The sequence below is a fragment of the Flavobacterium sp. MK4S-17 genome (assembly GCF_009848495.1).
Lineage (GTDB): Bacteria > Bacteroidota > Bacteroidia > Flavobacteriales > Flavobacteriaceae > Flavobacterium.
In genome coordinates, this window is record NZ_WWEP01000006.1 from 52,903 (window position 1) to 69,339 (window position 16,437).

A 16,437-nucleotide genomic window follows, 5' to 3' on the forward strand; every position below is an offset into this window, starting at 1 on the left:
TACAAAGATAATAAAGCCCTGCCGGCTTGCTGCCGGCAAGGCTGTTAATAAAACCAAAAACGCTAACTTATAAAAGTGTGGTTGGGCACACATAATCTGTTTTGGGCACACCAGTGAGGGCTATTTCTTTAAATCCCCCTGTTACATCGGCAAAATTATCAAAACCCCTTTGCTTAAGCAGTGAGGCTGCAATCATACTGCGGTACCCGCCTGCACAATGCAGTATAAAATTTTTATCTCTCGGTATTTCGGCAAGGTGGCTGTATATTTCGTTAAGGGGTATATTTACCGCGCCAATTACGTGTTCAGAATCATATTCGCTTTTCTTCCTTACATCAATAACAGTTGTACCTTTATCATATATGTTTTTAAATTCTGTAGCTGTAATCCTGTTTACACTGTCCGTTTCCTTACCCGATTTTTTCCATGTGTCAAAACCACCTTTAAGATAGCCAATGGTATTATCATACCCAACCCTCGAAAGGCGTATCATGGTTTCTTCTTCCCTGCCTTCATCTGTAACCAATAATATTTCCTGATTAATATCCTTAATCATTTCTCCTACCCACATGGCAAAACTACCATCTATGCCTATATTAACACTATTAGGTATAAAGCCTTTTGCAAAATCTGCGGCACTGCGTGTATCCAATATAAGAGCACGTGTAGCATTGGCTGTCAGTTCAAATTCTTCTGCGTTAAGCGCTTTTTTCGCTTTATCCATAACTTCATCAAGGCTTTTATATCCTTTAATATTCATTAAAACATTTTTAGGAAAGTAGCCCGGCGGCGTTGTAAGCCCTGTAAGCAGTTCCTTCACAAATTCCTCTTCTGTCATATCAGCACGCAGTGCATAGTTCACTTTTTTCTGGTGCCCCAGCGTGTCGGTTGTTTCCCTGCTCATCATTTTACCGCAGGCACTTCCGGCACCGTGGTTGGGATATACTATTAAATCATCATTAAGAGGCATTATCTTTTCCCTTAAGGATTTATATAAAAGCCTTGCCAGCTTCTCTACCGTCAGGTCGCTTATTACATGTTGTGCAAGGTCAGGTCTGCCTACGTCTCCTATAAATAATGTATCTCCTGTTATAATACCATGTTCTTTTCCGTTTTCATCAATCAGCAGGTAGGTGGTACTTTCCATGGTGTGCCCCGGGGTGTGCAATACTTTCACTTTGTAATTGCCTACCGTAAATATTTGCCCGTCTGTAGCTACAACAGCATCATAACCAGGCTTAGCTGTTGGGCCAAACACAATCTGTGCCCCTGTTTTTGCCCTAAGATCAAGATGGCCGCTTACAAAATCGGCATGAAAATGGGTTTCAAAAACATATTTAATTTTTGCACCGTCTTTTGCGGCGCGATCAATGTAAGGCTGTACTTCACGCAATGGGTCAAATATTGCTGCTTCGCCATTACTTTCAAGATAATAGGCAGCGTGTGCAAGGCATCCTGTATAAATTTGTTCAATTTTCATAATAATCAGTTTTAAATTACAGTGTAAAAATATAACGGGCTGTTTAACTGTACAGTAACAAAAGTTACACTTACAGCAGGTGAAATTATGAACTGAAAATGATAGCTACCATGATAAATGTCATGCTACAAAATGTCATAAAAAAATGACAAAATACGCACTGCCTGTTTACAGGATTTTAAAAATTGCTTATTTTTAAGCAAAAGATGAATTGTTATGAAAAAACTGCGCTTATTACTGCTTGCAATGGCAGTTGTACTGGGAACCGCTTCCTGTAAAAAAGATAAAAACCTTGCCAATGTTGAAGTACACGAGCATGATAAAAACCTTGTGAGTATAGATACTGTAAAATTTGACGGCTTTTTTGCAAAGCATCCTAAATTTAAAGAATATGAACCCGAAATACGAAAACTTTACCGCAAGCACAACCATTATATATGGCATGATAAAAAAGGGCTTATAGAGTTTGCCGAAGCTATTTACAACCATGCATACCAAATTGAAGATGAAGGTCTTGAGGGCGACCTGCCTTATAAAGAAAAACTAAGCTATATATTTTATGGCGATGAAAGCGATAAGCCTGACCTTGAATCGGAATTACTGATTAGCAGTATGTATTTTTTCTATACCAAGAAGGTATATGAGGGGCTTGATACAGAAAAAAGCAGGGCTACAGGCTGGTACCTGCCACGTGAAAAGGTGGACTATGTAGCCTATCTTGATACTTTAATGAAAGACCCAACACTAATCAAACAGGATAAAAAGGAACTTTTCAGCCAGTACTATAATCTTAAAAAAGGGCTTGAAAAATACCGCCGCATACAAAAGAAAGGCGGCTGGGGCACAATCAAATTTGACGAAGGTATAAAACAACTTAAAAAAGGTGATTCGTCTGCCGTGGTATCACAGGTTAGAAAAAGGCTTTATACGGAAGGTTATTTAAAAGATGATTCCGATAAAAACATTTTTGATGATGAACTTGCCGAGGCAGTAAACAATTATGAAAAAACACATAACCGTGAATCCAACAGCACAATTAGCCAGCAACTCATTGACGAGCTTAACGTGCCTGTTGAAGAGCGCATTAAAACCATATCTGTTAACATGGAGCGTTGCAGGTGGGTATCCCCGGAAATAAATGATGCCAAGGAATATATTGCGGTAAATATTCCCTCCTATAAACTAAGATATGTAAGAGATGGGGAAATTGTACTCAACTCAAAAGTTGTTGTGGGCAAAGTGCTTAATAAAACAGTTGTGTTCAGCGGGGATATGAGCTACCTTGTATTCAGCCCCTACTGGAATGTCCCCAAAAGCATACTGGAAAATGAAATTAAGCCTGCCATTAAAAAGAATCCTGACTATCTTGCCCAGCATAATATGGAATGGAACGGTAACATGGTAAGGCAAAAACCGGGTGGAAAAAATTCATTAGGCCTGGTTAAGTTCATGTTTCCTAACTCCAATAATATTTACCTACACGACACTCCGGCCAAAAGCCTGTTTAATAAGGATGACAGGGCATTTAGCCATGGCTGCGTCCGTGTGGAAAAAGCCCGCGACCTTGCTGTTGCCATCGCCAAGAAAGACGGTAACTGGACTGAAAGTAAAGTAGATGCCGCCATGAATGCAGGCAGAGAAAAAGTGTACAGGCTAAAAAATAAAATACCTGTTTACATTGTTTATTTTACTGCCTGGGCCGATGAAAATGGCAACGTTGCTTTTTTTGATGATATTTATAAAAGGGACGACAGGCTGGCAACGATGTTGTACAAAATCTTAAAATAAAAGGCTGTTTAAAAACAGTTGAACATATATTTATTGTCATTATGAACGAAGTGAAGAATCTAACCGGTTTAAACTGTAGAGATTCTTCACTTTTATAATTAAACAGCATCTTGTTTAGGTTATTTATTACTTTTACTTTTTAAAGCAAATTATTTATGCTAGTAAAGCCGAAATTACGCACCGTTAATGTAATGCAATATATTACACCGCTGCGCGAAGGCGGATCATTACCTGCCATAGCAGCAGCGGATGATGATTTTAATTATGTGCTAAAATTTAAGGGAGCAGGACATGGCACCAAAGCCCTTATTGCCGAACTTTTAGGTGGCGAAATTGCACGCCTGCTTGGCCTGCCGGTTCCCGAACTTGTTTTTGCCAATTTGGATGAGGCATTTGGGCGAACTGAAGGCGACGAGGAAATACAGGACCTGCTGCAGGCAAGCCAGGGGCTCAACCTTGCGCTGCATTACCTGTCAGGGGCTATAAATTTTGACCCCGTTGTAACTACTGTTGATGCCTTAACGGCTTCTAAAATTGTGTGGCTTGATGCTTTTATTACCAATGTTGACCGTACTTACAGGAATACCAATATGCTTATATGGCATAAAGAATTATGGCTTATTGACCATGGGGCAAGCTTTTACTTCCACCATTCTTTTACAAATCCGGAAGAACATGCCAAAAGCCCGTTTGCCCTGATTAAAGACCATGTACTGCTTCCGCAGGCCTCGCAACTGGAACAGGCTGACAGTGAGTTTAAAGCCATACTGGACGAGGCAAAGATCAGTAATATTGTAAACCTTATACCTGATGAATGGCTAAACTGGGAAGAAACACAACTGTTTCCCACTGAAATAAAAAAGGTATATATATCATTCCTTACGACACGGCTCAATAATTCTGAAATATTTATAAAACAGGCAAATGATGCAAGAAAAGCACTTATATGAATATGCTGTAATTCGCATAGTGCCACGCGTTGAACGCGAGGAATTTATAAATACAGGTATTATTATATTTTGCAAACGGCTGAAGTTTATAAAAATGCTGTATATAGTTGATGAAGGTAAACTTAACACACTATCGCCCAGCCTTGATATTGAGCAGGTACGCCTAAACCTTGAATCTTTCAAAAAAATTGCTGCAGGAGATAAAAATGGTGGGCCTATTGCGCGGCTGGAAGTACCTGAACGCTTCCGCTGGCTAACTGCCGTAAGGAGTTCAGTAATACAAACCTCCCGCCCGCACCCTGGTTTCAGTTATAATCCGGAAGAAACAGTTAAGAGCCTTTTAGAGGAATTTGTGTTATAATAATACATTTATTTCTTTAACAATTGTTTAACATTTATAAGATAGATGTATTGAAACATACAAAAGGCTGCTACTGCACCAAATGTATGCCACAAAAAGTGGGTGCCCCACTCCAGCCATTGCCAGCTATCACTAACACGAAAAGTAAGAGCCAGTATAAAAGCCAATAGTGCAAAACCCACCCACTTGCCGTTAACAAATTGTGTTTTAATAAGATAAATACTTACAGGCACAAGTACTATTGAAGCCAAAATGGCATAATTTATATTAATAAACAATTGTAGGTCTCCACTGTTTATCATTGCCTTACGGGCAAATACCTGAAAAGCAACATATACTATTATAAACAGCACTGCATAGTACCATTTGGTAGCACGTACCATAAAATATATGCCTGCCGCCACGCACAGCAGCATAATGGGCATCCAGTCCATCATTATAAAAAATGGCCACTTCCTCAGGCCATGATATATAGTGCCACCTATACCACCAATATATAAAAGTACTAATGCAAATGAAAGAAAGGTATGCTGCTTCCCTTTTCCCCATAACATAAAGGTCCAGTAAATAGCTATAGCCAGGAAAAAGCATGATGTAATCATGTTCAGGGGCTCGGGGAAAAATCGTGTTAAATCAGTTTCTGCATATAGCATTCCACCATCAGGAGGGGTTTTGTAAGGCATTTTTCAGAAATTTTTCTTACAGCAATTTAAAGCTTAATAAATTGATAATCAAATAAAATTTATCTGTCTCAATAGTATAAATCCTGCTTCTGGATATAACGTTAAACAATTTTAAACAAAATTTAGCTACTTTTACGCAATAAACCACTTACAAAAGCAATGGAACTTTACGTAAAATATAATATAGATGTTATGTGTAAGGTCCTGCTCCAGCAACAGCTTAACAAGTTTGGAATTGACTGTACAGTAACAGAACCAGGTTATGTAAAATTCAGGGAGAATATCCCCATGGATACTTATAAAAAGCTGGTAAACTCGCTAAAGGAATTTGGAATAGAGATAGTAGATAACCAAAAAAGCATAATGGTGCAAAAAATTAAAAATGCCATTATAGAAATGCTTTATTCGGAAAAAGGTGTACAGTCATTAAAAATTTCAACTTACCTTTCCGAAAAGCTGGGCGAAAGCTACAGGACATTATCACAGGTATTTTCGGAGGTAACATTTATATCTATTGAAAACTTTATAATCCTGCATAAAATTGAACGTGTAAAGCAATTGCTGCTTACGGAAAACCTTTCGCTTACCGAAATCTCCTTTATGATGAACTACAGTAGTGTTGCTTATTTATCGCAACAGTTTAAAAATATTACCGGGGTTACCCCCACAACGTTTCAAAAAATAATGAAACAAAAACGATATTCAAAAGCAACTAATTAAATTTCTAGATATTCAATGCATCCTACCTCTATACACATTATGCTGGCTGACGACGATGAAGATGACCGACTGGTTTTTCAGGAAGCATTTGAAGAAGTTAAAATTAAATATAACCTCACAACTTTTAGCGATGGCAACCGCCTGATGCATCATCTTGCCGATGATAACAATCCGTTACCTGATATTATTTTCCTAGATTTGAATATGCCCCGAAAATCGGGTATGGAGTGCCTTAAGGAGATAAGGACCAATGAAAGGATAAAAGATATATCGGTAGCCATATATTCCACTTCTTCTTCTGAAAAAGATATAGAGGATACTTTTGTGGCCGGTGCCAATGTTTACATACAAAAACCCAATGATTTTGATGAGCTGAAAAGGATACTGACCAATGTAATACATATTAACTGGCAGTATATAATAGACGGTTTTAACAAAGACAGCTTTATACTAAGCCTTTAAAAAATTGGTTTCTGCTTAGATATTATACGCACACGGCGGCGGTATTTAAGCAACTCCGGCAGCGTCATTATAACACCTATTATGCAATTGCAAAGTATTATAAGCAAAAGGAGTAAATACAGCAGGTGGTTAGTATCATAACTGCCCTCCCAGCCTGTGTATAAAAAGTATGCAGATGCTATTGCTCCAACAAAAGACAAAATGCATAAAATCAGCCTCATTTCAGTATGTTTATAAGGATATTTGCAAAAATATTATACAGGCAGAAATACTGTTTTATAATTTTTTACGCATATTATTATAATATTTTACTGTATTAAATATTTGTGAAGGTTTGCCCTTCCCCAAATAATTGGCTATATTTGTTATTACCATCAAAATTTGATGTTGTTATGAAGGAGCAGTTTACCATATTTTATACAGATGATGACCAGGATGACCTGGCTTTTTTCCAGGAAATCATAGAGCTTATTGGGGAAGATTATAATGTTGTTACGCAAAATAACGGGTCGCAGTTATTATATGACTTAAACAATCCTCCGCCAAACCCTTACATGATTTTTCTTGATATAAACATGCCGGGGATGAATGGTTTTGATACCTTGAAAAAAGTTAGGGAATCTAACAACCATAAAACCCTCCCCGTGGTTATTTTTTCTACATCAAGCGATGAAACCACTATAGAAAAAAGCCGCGAACTGGGTGCAAGTTTTTACCTGCCTAAATCCGGTATTTTTGACCAGCTTAAAAAAGCTATAGAACATACACTTGCTATTAACTGGAGCGGTTTTATACCTGCAAAAAACAACTTTGTTTACAATTATCTTTAATTTTCCTGAATGAACAATAATTTTGTAATGGCCGAAACCTTTTTGGAAAGGCTTCGCGCAGCCACAGCAAAACCGCATACTGAACTTGAAACTCTCCCGGTTTCCCTTTCAATCACAAACCCTGAAATAACAAAAGAGGACTATACAGCTTATCTTATGCTTATGCATGATGTTGTAAAGGATACAGAAGATAATATATTCCCTGAACTGGAAGGAATAATTACCGATTTATCAGAAAGACGCAAAAAGCACCTTATTGAAAATGATTTGCTGGTGCTTAATGCCGAAGCTAAAGGTAATAACAAGCCTCTAAGCAGCCATTTAAATAACCCGTCTAAAGCATTTTTGCTTGGAGTATTTTATGTTATTGAGGGTTCTGCCCTTGGCGGTAGGGTTATACTTAAAAATGTAAAAGAAAAACTGGGCTATAATGAAGACGGCGGAGCCATGTATTTTTCAGGCTACGGTACAAAAACCGGAAGCTGCTGGAAAAAATTTATTGCGGAGTTCACAAAGTATGAAGAGGAAAATAATTGTGAAGGCGAAATTATAAAAGGGGCACACTTTGCCTTTACAGCCATTAAAAATCATTTAGCATAACTTTTTACCCCAAAGCTTTATGAACATTAAGGATATAGTAAACCGTGATATAGTAAATCTTACAAATTGCGAGCAGGAACCAATACATATTCCGGGCAGCATACAACCACATGGCTTTTTGCTGGGTTTAAAGGAAGAGTCATTTTTAATTGATTATTGCAGCGGCAATACCACCGAATATATAGGTATTGAACACAAAGAACTTTTAGGTAAAGATTTTGAAAGTGTTTTCGGGATAGATAACAGCAAGGCATTGCAGCAATATATTAGTAATAATAAACTATTGTCTTCTACCCTATTAAAACTTTTATACAACGGTAAAAATTTTCTTTGCACGCTGCACAAAAGCAATAATATTTATATACTTGAAGCTGAGCCTGTAAGCGAAGACACCAAAGAGGCAAGCCAGGTTTATGACCAGACATCGCAGTTTTTACTTTATATGCACGATACCCATACCCTAAAGGAGCTTTGCCAGCTTGTGGCAAAGGGAACACGGGAAATAACAGGGTATGACAGGGTAATGATTTACCGCTTTGACAAAGATTATAATGGAGAAGTATTTGCAGAAAGCTGCCGCGATGACCTTGAGCCATTTTTAGGGTTGCATTATCCGCATACGGATATACCCAAACAGGCACGTGAATTATATATGCAAAACCTGCTGAGGATAATTACCGATATAAATTATACTCCTGTACCTATTTATACGGTTGATGACCGGAAAGAAAAAAATCTTGACCTTAGCCTTTCCATATTACGCAGCACATCGCCAATACATGTACAGTATTTACAAAATATGGGTGTAGGCGCTACACTTACCATATCACTTATCCACAAAAAAAAATTATGGGGGCTGATTGCCTGCCACCATTATTCGGCTAAAAACCTTACACCCGAAATGCGGCTTGCAGCACAATTGCAGGGGCATTTTATCACTTCTCAGATAGATTTAAGGCAATCTAACGAGGAATATGAACTGGCAAGAAAAACAAATGCCTCACTTGAAAGCCTTAGTAATTTCAGCCTTTTAAGCAGCAGTGGTTTTGCAGACCTTGTAAAAAGGCAGGATATATTAAGCCTTTGTAATGCAACAGGCATCAGCATATTATTTAATGGTAAAATATACAAGTATGGAGGCGCTCCTTCTGACGACGAAATACAGCACCTTGCCAACTGGATGGCTACCTATAGCGGTAACACGAGTTTTTATACCGATAAACTCTTAGATTACTTACCCGACTTCAGGAATATTTGCGAAAAAACATCAGGTGTTATTTACCATTCATTAAGTATGGAAAATAATAACTGTATAATGTGGTACAGGCCCGAAACAAAAACTGAGGTGAATTGGGGTGGCGATCCTAATAAATCTATAATTAAAGATAAAAACGGGCTTTCACCCAGAAACTCGTTCAAGCTTTGGAAAGAAATTGTGGACTGCACCAGCAAGCCCTGGAAACAGCCGGAACTTGAAGCAGCTAAAACCTATGCGCATTATCTGCAAAAGCAAATAAGCCTTGTTGCTATAATGCAGGAGGAGGAAAAATACCGCAAGCTAAGCGAATTGCTTAAGGAAACCAATGCCGAACTTGAAAACATCAACTGGATAAGCACACACGACCTGCAGGAGCCACTAAGGAAAATACAGCTTATTTCATCACGCATATTAAGCAAGGAAGAAAACAGTATGTCCGAAAATGTTCAGGATTCCATAAAAAGGATGAATAGTTCGGCAAACAGGATGCAGACACTACTTATAGATATACTAAAATATACAAGGCTTAAGCATACCGAGGGCAGTTTTGAAGATGTTAACCTGTATAATATTATTGATGAGGTAAAAGAGGACCTTTCAGAAGCAATACGTGAAAGTGATGCAGAGATAACAGCAGAGGGTTTACCGGTTATAAAAGGGGTTTCTTTCCTGCTAAAACAGTTATTTTCCAACCTTATTGCCAACTCTATAAAATATGCAGCAGCCGGCAGGCAGCCAAAAATAAAAATTACAGCAGGCGATTTTCCTGTGCCTTACAGCAATGAAAACAAAAAGCTATACAACGTTATATATATTGCTGATAACGGTATTGGCTTTGAGCAGGAATATGCTGAAAACATTTTTAATATTTTTACCAAGCTGCATCCTTCTTCAGAATATAAGGGCTCAGGGGTGGGCCTTGCTTTATGCAGAAAAATAATGCACAATCATAACGGTTATATAACAGCTTCAGGAACTTTGGGTGAAGGAGCTGTAATAAGTTTATACTTTCCGGTAGAAAATTAAATTAAGTGATAATAAAAAAGCTGCTTTTTAAAGCAGCTTTTTTTAATTTTCAGTGTCTTTATTCCTTCTCTCTTTAATAAGTTCCATAGTTGCACCGCCCACCCAGTAAAACACAAAGCTTACAAGGAAGAACATTAACCAGAAACCTATAGTTAATATGGTTAAGAAAAGTAAAAAACCTAAGTACTGTTGAAATTCAAACATGTTTTCCGGAATTTTCGAATTCAGCCCCAAATATAGTGATTTAAATTTTATTATGAACCATCTATCCTGCCAAATCGCACTCAATTTTTTAATAATTTCATTTTAAATACCAGTATATAATGAGTAAATTTGGCTGGCTTTAAATGTGCCTCACATTTTCAGCTGATTACAAATAAACATAATTCAACATACTTACCTACACAATGGAATACAGAATAGAAAAAGACACCATGGGCGAAGTAAAAGTACCTGCCGACAAGTACTGGGGAGCCCAAACCGAACGTTCAAGAAATAATTTTAAGATAGGGGCTCCGGCATCTATGCCCAAAGAAATTATTGAGGGCTTTGCCTACTTAAAAAAAGCGGCTGCCTGTGCCAACCACGATTTGGGCGTGCTTTCTGCCGAAAAACGTGATGCCATAGCACAAGTATGCGATGAAATACTTGAAGGCAAACTTGATGACCAGTTTCCGCTGGTTATATGGCAAACCGGTTCGGGCACGCAAAGCAACATGAATGTAAACGAGGTTGTGGCTAACAGGGCACAGGTTTTAGCAGGCCATAAAATAGGTGAAGGCGAACCTGTACTTAAAGCTAATGATGATGTAAACAAATCGCAGTCTTCTAACGATACCTACCCAACAGGTATGCACATTGCTGCCTATAAAGCGGTAGTGGAAGTTACCATACCGGGAGTTGAAAAACTCAGGGACACGCTAAAAGCAAAATCAGAAAAATTTATGGATGTGGTAAAAATTGGTCGTACACACCTTATGGATGCCACTCCCCTAACCCTGGGCCAGGAATTTTCGGGCTATGTAGCACAATTAAACCACGGGCTTAAGGCACTTAAAAATACCTTAACCCACCTTTCGGAACTTGCCCTTGGGGGAACAGCTGTTGGTACAGGCTTAAATACCCCTGAAGGTTATGATGTGAAAGTTGCTGAATACATTGCAAAATTTACAGGGCTGCCTTTTGTTACCGCCGAAAACAAATTTGAAGCACTGGCAGCGCATGATGCCATTGTGGAAAGCCATGGGGCACTTAAACAACTGGCCGTTTCTTTAAACAAAATAGCTAATGACATCCGTATGATGGCTTCGGGGCCACGCTCAGGAATTGGTGAAATTCTTATACCTGAAAATGAGCCAGGCTCATCTATAATGCCGGGTAAAGTAAATCCTACTCAGTGCGAAGCAATGACTATGGTATGCGCCCAGGTTATGGGTAATGATGTTGCCATTACAATTGGCGGCACGCAGGGCCATTATGAGCTTAATGTATTCAAGCCGGTTATGGCTGCCAATTTCCTGCAGTCGGCAAGGCTTATTGGTGATGCCTGCGTATCGTTTGACGAGCATTGCGCGCAGGGTATAGAACCTAATCATGCAAGGATTAAGGAGCTGGTAGATAATTCGCTTATGCTTGTTACAGCACTTAATACTAAAATCGGTTATTATAAAGCTGCAGAAATTGCGCAGACTGCCCATAAAAACGGTACAACCTTAAAAGATGAGGCTGTGCGTTTAGGTTATGTTTCAGCAGATGATTTTGATGCCTGGGTAAAGCCTGAAGATATGGTAGGCTCACTTAAAAAGTAAATTATTATAATAAAAAAACCTGTAGCTTTCTACAGGTTTTTTTTATGCTTTTTAGAAAATCCGTTACTCACAAATAATATGATACGGCTTTTTTTCCTTGCTGTAAATATCTCCCAGTTTATAATTACCCCCACAATGCAAATAGCCATAAGGATAATTAAAAGCGAAACATAAATAATATCATTAAGGGTATCTACATACTCAATTTTTATTGCAAAAAAGTATAATGCAATAAAAAATACAATTACTGATAATATAAGTGAAAATAACTTCATGCCTTTTACTCGTTATATAAGCGGTTATTAGCAAAAGGGGCTGGTTATTGGTTACTCTGCCTTCATTTTTACAACTATTAAGCTGCAATTCCATCCTCTTCTCCACGCCAAATGTAAACAATTAAGTTTATTTTAACGTGAAAAAACAAATAAATTTGAATTACTGCCAGCCTTAAATACAGCTATTAAAATTAAACTATAATTGCCAGGGTTATAATTCAGCCACTTTAGGAGTATAAAAATTTACGTAAAAAAAGTTTTGATGGTCTATTCCCTCCTCCGCAAAAACATTTTTAATGGCTTCCGTACGTTTATCATTGGCAATATTGGCGAGGTTTAAAAATTCAAGCAGCTCGTCCAAATCGTTAAATTTAAAACTCAGGGGTGTATTAAGGGAATATTCTGTAATGCTGAATTCAGCGCGACTTACTTCAACGCCCGCATTTTCAAAGGCTTCCAGTATGGTTTTAAAATGTTCTTTCATGGCTATATTTTTCTACTAAATATAACCCAAAAAAGTTACTTCTGCAATAGTGTATCTATGGTAATTTTCATGGCAGCAATAGTTTCCTTTTGCGCTTCAATGGTTTTAAGCAAAGCTTCTTTTTCGCTTTCATACATCGGGGTTTCAGGTTCATTTATACTTTGTACTGTCCCGGCCGATGTATAGCCTTTGTTTTTTAAGTATAAATCCTGGTTTATAAATTCATCCAGTGTAAGGTTGTACTCTTTGCAAATTTTTTGCATTACCTCAACCTTAGGATAAGATATCCCCCTCACATAAGTCCCTACCACACTTTTCTTAAGGCCGAACTTAGCGCCGAACTCGTCCTGCGATAAAAAATTATTTTCGCATAAATACTTAATGTTTAGCCCTATATAATTTTTCATTTTCAAAAATAATAATATATTTGCAAAAAATTAATTGTAAATTAAATTTAATTTTGTAAGTTTATCTTTATAAAGATAAAGAAAATAATTGCAAAAATATAATTTATGACCGTAAGAGAATTATTAAAAGAGAGAAACACTAAAATTCTTGCCAGGTATAAAGAATTAAAGGAACAAAAAGTATCCAGTGGAGAAGCAAAAAATATTATCAGGAAGGAATTTGATAATATTTCAATATCAACAATAGACCAGATTATTTATAATAAAAAATATTCCAACAGCCCCCTTAAAAAATAATGGTATAAAATAAAAAAAGCTCCGGGCACTACTACGAAGCTTTTACAAAATGATGTGTTTAAAAGTTAAAACTTTTCGTTTTTAACAATTTGCACTTTGCCATGTGGCACCTCATCATTTTTATCTCTTACAATAAGCACTCCAAGCACATTTAAAGGTATGCTTACAGGTTCGCCGGAGTGTTTAATTTCCTCAACTAATTGCTCATAATCCATAGGATTAAGCAAAAGCGAATCACCTTTATCTATCCGTTTCGAAAACAGGTAGTCCCTTATGGCGGCTACCGATATTTTTTTGCCTATTACTACAAATTCTGACATTGGTTCAATTATTATGTTTAGCTAAGATAGCAACGGCAAAATATAAATTATACAAGGTTTTGTTAATTTACCCCTACTGCAAAAAATCTTAAAATTGGCACTAATTAAAATAAGCCTATCTTTGCCGGAAATTAATTGCAATGGCCACATTTCTTGATCTTGACCTGCCTAAGTCTGTACAAAAAGCACTTGATGAACTGGGTTATACTTCACCTACCCCAATTCAGCAAAAATCAATGCCGGTTATACTTTCGGGCCGCGACATGATGGGTATTGCCCAAACTGGTACGGGAAAAACCTTTGCGTATCTTTTACCTATACTTAAACAATGGAAATTTATAGCTACAGATTCGCCAAGGGTAATTATAATAGTACCCACGCGCGAACTTGTGGTACAGGTTACCGAAGAGGTTGAGAAACTGACAAAATATATGTCGGTAAGGGCACTGGGCGTTTATGGCGGAGTAAATATTAACACCCAGAAAAATCTTGTTTACCAAGGGGTTGACATATTAACCGCTACACCGGGCAGGCTTATGGATTTAGCACTTGATGGTGTGGTACGTTTCGACTCGCTGCAAAAACTGGTTATAGATGAATTTGATGAAATTTTAAATTTAGGTTTTCGCTTCCAGGTTACCTCCATACTATCCATGATGAAGCAAAAAAGGCAGAATATACTTTTTTCTGCTACCATGACCGATGAAGTGGATGAAATGCTTAATGAGTTTTTTGATTTCCCTGAAGAAGTTTCACTGGCTGCAAGCGGCACACCTATAGAAAAAATAACACAAACAGGATACCGTGTGCCTAACTTCCTTACCAAATTAAACTTATTGGAAGCATTGCTGCAGCAGGAACGCATAGAACGTGTGCTTATTTTTTGTAACAATAAAAAAACAGCCGACCTGATTACAGAAAGGCTTGAAGAAAATTTTGCAGGACAGTTTGGTGTTATCCATTCCAACAAATCGCAAAATTACCGACTTAATACAATGGCTGCCTTTAAGGAAGGAGAACTTCGGGGAATAGTAACTACTGATGTTATGGCGCGTGGCCTTGATATTCCTGATGTAAGCCATGTGATAAACATGGAATTTCCCGAAGTGCCTGAGCAATATATGCACCGTATTGGGCGTACAGGGCGTGCTGATAAGGAAGGTATAGCAATAAGCCTGGTTTCCCCACGTGAAGAAGAAGAGCAGATTGAAGCGGAATTGCTAATGGAAAAGGAAATTGATTTTTTGCCCTTACCGGAGAATATTCAACATGAGGAAAAACTGCTTGAATTTGAAAAGGAAAAGAAAAAGATAAAATTCCTTTTAAAAAGGCCAAAACTTGAGGGTGGTGCAGCCTTTCATGAAAAAAAGGATAAAAACAAAAAGGTCAATCTTGGCGGCCCCGGCAAACGGAACCCTAAAAAAACAAAGCCGCGAAACCGGGCTGCTGAAAAAAAGCGTGCCTCAAAGAAGAAAAAAGGGAAATAATTATTTGCTTTCTGTAAACAATAAGCACACAGGAGAACAAACTTCAATTTTTTTACCTGTATCTTCAATCATACCGGTAACTTTATCACGCTTAAAAATCATTATATCATTGGTTTGCTGGTGCCCTATCAGTATATAATTATCATTAGGCGTAATAGTAAAGTTGCGCGGCCCTACACCACAGGTAGATTCCTGCTGTACAAAGCCGAGCCTGCCGTTGGCATGCACCCTGAAAACCGTTATGGTATTGGCATCTCCCCTGTTAGTAGCATATAAAAACTTTCCGTCATTAGACAGGTGTATGTCGGCTGCACCGTTTTTACCTGTAAATAAAGGGTCGCGCACAAGGCTTACCTCCTGCACTTTTTCAATTTTTCCGTTTACATAGCTATAAGCAGTTAAACTGGCATCCAGTTCGCCCAATACATAAAAAAATACACCACTGGCATGAAAAGCCAGGTGCCTGGGGCCGCTTCCCGGTTTTGTAGCTAATGCATATTCTGCTTTTAGGAAGTTATCATTTTTACTATCAGGGTCATAGCTGTACACAATTACATGGTCAGTACCTAAATCATTAGCAAATACATGCTTTTTGTCGGGCGAAAAATAAACCATGTGCGGATGCGGCTTTTCCTGCCTGCTTTTATCAATACTTCCGCCATTCCTTTTAATTACCTGCCTGGCTGCTGTAATGCTGCCATCTTCCTTTCTTTCAAAAACAGCGATAGTACTACCCGAATAGTTAGCTGCTATAACATTCTTTTCATCACATATAATATAGCATGGGTCAGCCCCTTTAGCGTCTTTTTTATTAATAAAGTTTATAGCACCGGTGGCTGCATTATATGTAAAGGCACTTATTGTGCTGTCATCGCCATTCTCATTTACACTATATATATATTTCCCATCGGGAGAAACAGCCAGATAACTCGGATTTATAACTTTGTCTGTATTATTTTTAAGCTTAAATTCGGCTGTTGCAGCATTAAAATTGTAAACATATATGCCTTTATTGTTGCAGTTATTGGTATAAGTACCTACAATTAGGTTAAGGTTATCCTGTGCATGGCAGTTCATAATAATAAGCGACAGCAATATTTTAAATAATTTCATTAAAATCTTTTTATAAAACAAAAGTAAGTCATTTGGGTTATATGAAAAATTAATGGGCGGGTATTTACTGTAAGGTTTCACATAAAAT

At 37.7% G+C, this 16,437-nt stretch carries 20 protein-coding genes; 11 read left to right on the forward strand and 9 right to left on the reverse strand.

Translation table 11 applies throughout. From position 1 onward, the window contains the following. Positions 1-67: 67 nt before the first annotated feature. On the reverse strand, positions 68-1,480 hold the full coding sequence (locus GSF09_RS02845; RefSeq protein ID WP_159799422.1) for a rhodanese-like domain-containing protein: 1,413 nt from the start codon (positions 1,478-1,480) through the stop codon (positions 68-70). A 216-nt stretch (positions 1,481-1,696) separates the two neighbouring features. Between GSF09_RS02845 and GSF09_RS02850 the strand changes: the two genes are divergently transcribed. The 3 genes from GSF09_RS02850 to GSF09_RS02860 all read left to right on the forward strand — a co-directional run bounded on the left by GSF09_RS02850 (position 1,697) and on the right by GSF09_RS02860 (position 4,579). Beyond that, positions 1,697-3,268: a murein L,D-transpeptidase gene (locus tag GSF09_RS02850; RefSeq protein WP_159799423.1), complete on the forward strand. Its 1,572-nt coding sequence runs from the start codon at positions 1,697-1,699 to the stop codon at positions 3,266-3,268. Positions 3,269-3,423: 155 nt separating this feature from the next. Beyond that, entirely contained in the window at positions 3,424-4,218 is a 795-nt protein-coding gene (locus tag GSF09_RS02855) for a HipA family kinase (protein WP_159799424.1), read from the forward strand. Further along, a complete protein-coding gene (locus GSF09_RS02860; RefSeq protein ID WP_159799485.1) occupies positions 4,196-4,579 on the forward strand; it encodes a DUF3037 domain-containing protein in 384 nt (127 codons plus the stop codon). Before GSF09_RS02855 ends, GSF09_RS02860 begins: the two co-directional genes overlap by 23 nt. Before the next feature lie 8 nt (positions 4,580-4,587). Here the strand turns inward: GSF09_RS02860 and GSF09_RS02865 are convergent, their stop codons facing one another. After that, positions 4,588-5,262, reverse strand: coding sequence for a hypothetical protein (locus GSF09_RS02865; protein ID WP_159799425.1), 675 nt, complete (start codon positions 5,260-5,262; stop codon positions 4,588-4,590). 159 nt (positions 5,263-5,421) lie between these two features. On the opposite strand from GSF09_RS02865, the gene GSF09_RS02870 reads away from it, so the two are divergent. Next, a complete protein-coding gene (locus GSF09_RS02870; RefSeq protein ID WP_159799426.1) occupies positions 5,422-5,982 on the forward strand; it encodes an AraC family transcriptional regulator in 561 nt (186 codons plus the stop codon). Positions 5,983-5,997: 15 nt separating this feature from the next. Then, positions 5,998-6,444: a response regulator gene (locus tag GSF09_RS02875; RefSeq protein ID WP_159799427.1), complete on the forward strand. Its 447-nt coding sequence runs from the start codon at positions 5,998-6,000 to the stop codon at positions 6,442-6,444. Here the strand turns inward: GSF09_RS02875 and GSF09_RS02880 are convergent. Beyond that, positions 6,441-6,665, reverse strand: coding sequence for a hypothetical protein (locus GSF09_RS02880; RefSeq protein WP_159799428.1), 225 nt, complete (start codon positions 6,663-6,665; stop codon positions 6,441-6,443). The two genes, GSF09_RS02875 and GSF09_RS02880, sit on opposite strands and share 4 nt — an antisense overlap. 171 nt (positions 6,666-6,836) lie before the next feature. Here GSF09_RS02880 and GSF09_RS02885 point away from each other — a divergent pair, with 171 nt between their 5' ends. The 3 genes from GSF09_RS02885 to GSF09_RS02895 are packed head-to-tail and all read left to right on the forward strand — an operon-like array spanning position 6,837 to position 10,158. After that, a complete protein-coding gene (locus GSF09_RS02885; protein ID WP_159799429.1) occupies positions 6,837-7,274 on the forward strand; it encodes a response regulator in 438 nt (145 codons plus the stop codon). Positions 7,275-7,283: 9 nt separating this feature from the next. Next, complete coding sequence (locus GSF09_RS02890) at positions 7,284-7,874, forward strand: biliverdin-producing heme oxygenase (protein WP_159799430.1); 591 nt, start codon at positions 7,284-7,286, stop codon at positions 7,872-7,874. Between the two features lie 19 nt (positions 7,875-7,893). Continuing rightward, positions 7,894-10,158: an ATP-binding protein gene (locus GSF09_RS02895; protein ID WP_159799431.1), complete on the forward strand. Its 2,265-nt coding sequence runs from the start codon at positions 7,894-7,896 to the stop codon at positions 10,156-10,158. A 42-nt stretch (positions 10,159-10,200) separates the two neighbouring features. Here GSF09_RS02895 and GSF09_RS13740 read toward each other — a convergent pair whose 3' ends face one another. Next, positions 10,201-10,362, reverse strand: coding sequence for a hypothetical protein (locus tag GSF09_RS13740; RefSeq protein WP_201309323.1), 162 nt, complete (start codon positions 10,360-10,362; stop codon positions 10,201-10,203). A 203-nt stretch (positions 10,363-10,565) separates the two neighbouring features. Here GSF09_RS13740 and fumC point away from each other — a divergent pair, with 203 nt between their 5' ends. Then, positions 10,566-11,966 (forward strand): class II fumarate hydratase, encoded by a 1,401-nt coding sequence (fumC, locus tag GSF09_RS02900; RefSeq protein ID WP_159799432.1) that lies wholly within the window; start codon positions 10,566-10,568, stop codon positions 11,964-11,966. Between the two features lie 29 nt (positions 11,967-11,995). On the opposite strand, the gene GSF09_RS02905 is transcribed toward fumC, so the two are convergent. The 3 genes from GSF09_RS02905 to GSF09_RS02915 form a co-directional block, all read right to left on the reverse strand. Continuing rightward, positions 11,996-12,241 (reverse strand): hypothetical protein, encoded by a 246-nt coding sequence (locus tag GSF09_RS02905; RefSeq protein ID WP_159799433.1) that lies wholly within the window; start codon positions 12,239-12,241, stop codon positions 11,996-11,998. 211 nt (positions 12,242-12,452) lie between these two features. Beyond that, positions 12,453-12,725, reverse strand: a complete 273-nt coding sequence (locus GSF09_RS02910; protein WP_159799434.1) for a hypothetical protein — start codon at positions 12,723-12,725, stop codon at positions 12,453-12,455. A gap of 35 nt (positions 12,726-12,760) precedes the next feature. Then, on the reverse strand, positions 12,761-13,132 hold the full coding sequence (locus GSF09_RS02915; protein WP_159799435.1) for a helix-turn-helix domain-containing protein: 372 nt from the start codon (positions 13,130-13,132) through the stop codon (positions 12,761-12,763). Positions 13,133-13,237: 105 nt separating this feature from the next. Here GSF09_RS02915 and GSF09_RS02920 point away from each other — a divergent pair, with 105 nt between their 5' ends. Continuing rightward, on the forward strand, positions 13,238-13,429 hold the full coding sequence (locus tag GSF09_RS02920; RefSeq protein ID WP_159799436.1) for a hypothetical protein: 192 nt from the start codon (positions 13,238-13,240) through the stop codon (positions 13,427-13,429). 65 nt (positions 13,430-13,494) lie between these two features. On the opposite strand, the gene GSF09_RS02925 is transcribed toward GSF09_RS02920, so the two are convergent. After that, entirely contained in the window at positions 13,495-13,749 is a 255-nt protein-coding gene (locus GSF09_RS02925; RefSeq protein ID WP_159799437.1) for a hypothetical protein, read from the reverse strand. A 140-nt stretch (positions 13,750-13,889) separates the two neighbouring features. Here GSF09_RS02925 and GSF09_RS02930 point away from each other — a divergent pair, with 140 nt between their 5' ends. After that, positions 13,890-15,236 (forward strand): DEAD/DEAH box helicase, encoded by a 1,347-nt coding sequence (locus GSF09_RS02930; protein WP_159799438.1) that lies wholly within the window; start codon positions 13,890-13,892, stop codon positions 15,234-15,236. Here GSF09_RS02930 and GSF09_RS02935 read toward each other — a convergent pair whose 3' ends face one another. Beyond that, positions 15,237-16,349 carry a lactonase family protein gene (locus tag GSF09_RS02935; RefSeq protein WP_236564841.1) on the reverse strand — a complete coding sequence of 371 codons (1,113 nt, stop codon included), beginning with the start codon at positions 16,347-16,349 and terminating at the stop codon, positions 15,237-15,239. Positions 16,350-16,437: the final 88 nt, after the last annotated feature.

Bases quoted from the DNA above. Each gene is read 5' to 3' on its own strand.
- GSF09_RS02845 (WP_159799422.1), bottom strand. From the start codon at position 1,480: ATGAAAATTGAACAAATTTATACAGGATGCCTTGCACACGCTGCCTAT.
- GSF09_RS02850 (WP_159799423.1), top strand. From the start codon at position 1,697: ATGAAAAAACTGCGCTTATTACTGCTTGCAATGGCAGTTGTACTGGGA.
- GSF09_RS02855 (WP_159799424.1), top strand. From the start codon at position 3,424: ATGCTAGTAAAGCCGAAATTACGCACCGTTAATGTAATGCAATATATT.
- GSF09_RS02860 (WP_159799485.1), top strand. From the start codon at position 4,196: ATGCAAGAAAAGCACTTATATGAATATGCTGTAATTCGCATAGTGCCA.
- GSF09_RS02865 (WP_159799425.1), bottom strand. From the start codon at position 5,262: ATGCCTTACAAAACCCCTCCTGATGGTGGAATGCTATATGCAGAAACT.
- GSF09_RS02870 (WP_159799426.1), top strand. From the start codon at position 5,422: ATGGAACTTTACGTAAAATATAATATAGATGTTATGTGTAAGGTCCTG.
- GSF09_RS02875 (WP_159799427.1), top strand. From the start codon at position 5,998: ATGCATCCTACCTCTATACACATTATGCTGGCTGACGACGATGAAGAT.
- GSF09_RS02880 (WP_159799428.1), bottom strand. From the start codon at position 6,665: ATGAGGCTGATTTTATGCATTTTGTCTTTTGTTGGAGCAATAGCATCT.
- GSF09_RS02885 (WP_159799429.1), top strand. From the start codon at position 6,837: ATGAAGGAGCAGTTTACCATATTTTATACAGATGATGACCAGGATGAC.
- GSF09_RS02890 (WP_159799430.1), top strand. From the start codon at position 7,284: ATGAACAATAATTTTGTAATGGCCGAAACCTTTTTGGAAAGGCTTCGC.
- GSF09_RS02895 (WP_159799431.1), top strand. From the start codon at position 7,894: ATGAACATTAAGGATATAGTAAACCGTGATATAGTAAATCTTACAAAT.
- GSF09_RS13740 (WP_201309323.1), bottom strand. From the start codon at position 10,362: ATGTTTGAATTTCAACAGTACTTAGGTTTTTTACTTTTCTTAACCATA.
- fumC (WP_159799432.1), top strand. From the start codon at position 10,566: ATGGAATACAGAATAGAAAAAGACACCATGGGCGAAGTAAAAGTACCT.
- GSF09_RS02905 (WP_159799433.1), bottom strand. From the start codon at position 12,241: ATGAAGTTATTTTCACTTATATTATCAGTAATTGTATTTTTTATTGCA.
- GSF09_RS02910 (WP_159799434.1), bottom strand. From the start codon at position 12,725: ATGAAAGAACATTTTAAAACCATACTGGAAGCCTTTGAAAATGCGGGC.
- GSF09_RS02915 (WP_159799435.1), bottom strand. From the start codon at position 13,132: ATGAAAAATTATATAGGGCTAAACATTAAGTATTTATGCGAAAATAAT.
- GSF09_RS02920 (WP_159799436.1), top strand. From the start codon at position 13,238: ATGACCGTAAGAGAATTATTAAAAGAGAGAAACACTAAAATTCTTGCC.
- GSF09_RS02925 (WP_159799437.1), bottom strand. From the start codon at position 13,749: ATGTCAGAATTTGTAGTAATAGGCAAAAAAATATCGGTAGCCGCCATA.
- GSF09_RS02930 (WP_159799438.1), top strand. From the start codon at position 13,890: ATGGCCACATTTCTTGATCTTGACCTGCCTAAGTCTGTACAAAAAGCA.
- GSF09_RS02935 (WP_236564841.1), bottom strand. From the start codon at position 16,349: ATGAAATTATTTAAAATATTGCTGTCGCTTATTATTATGAACTGCCAT.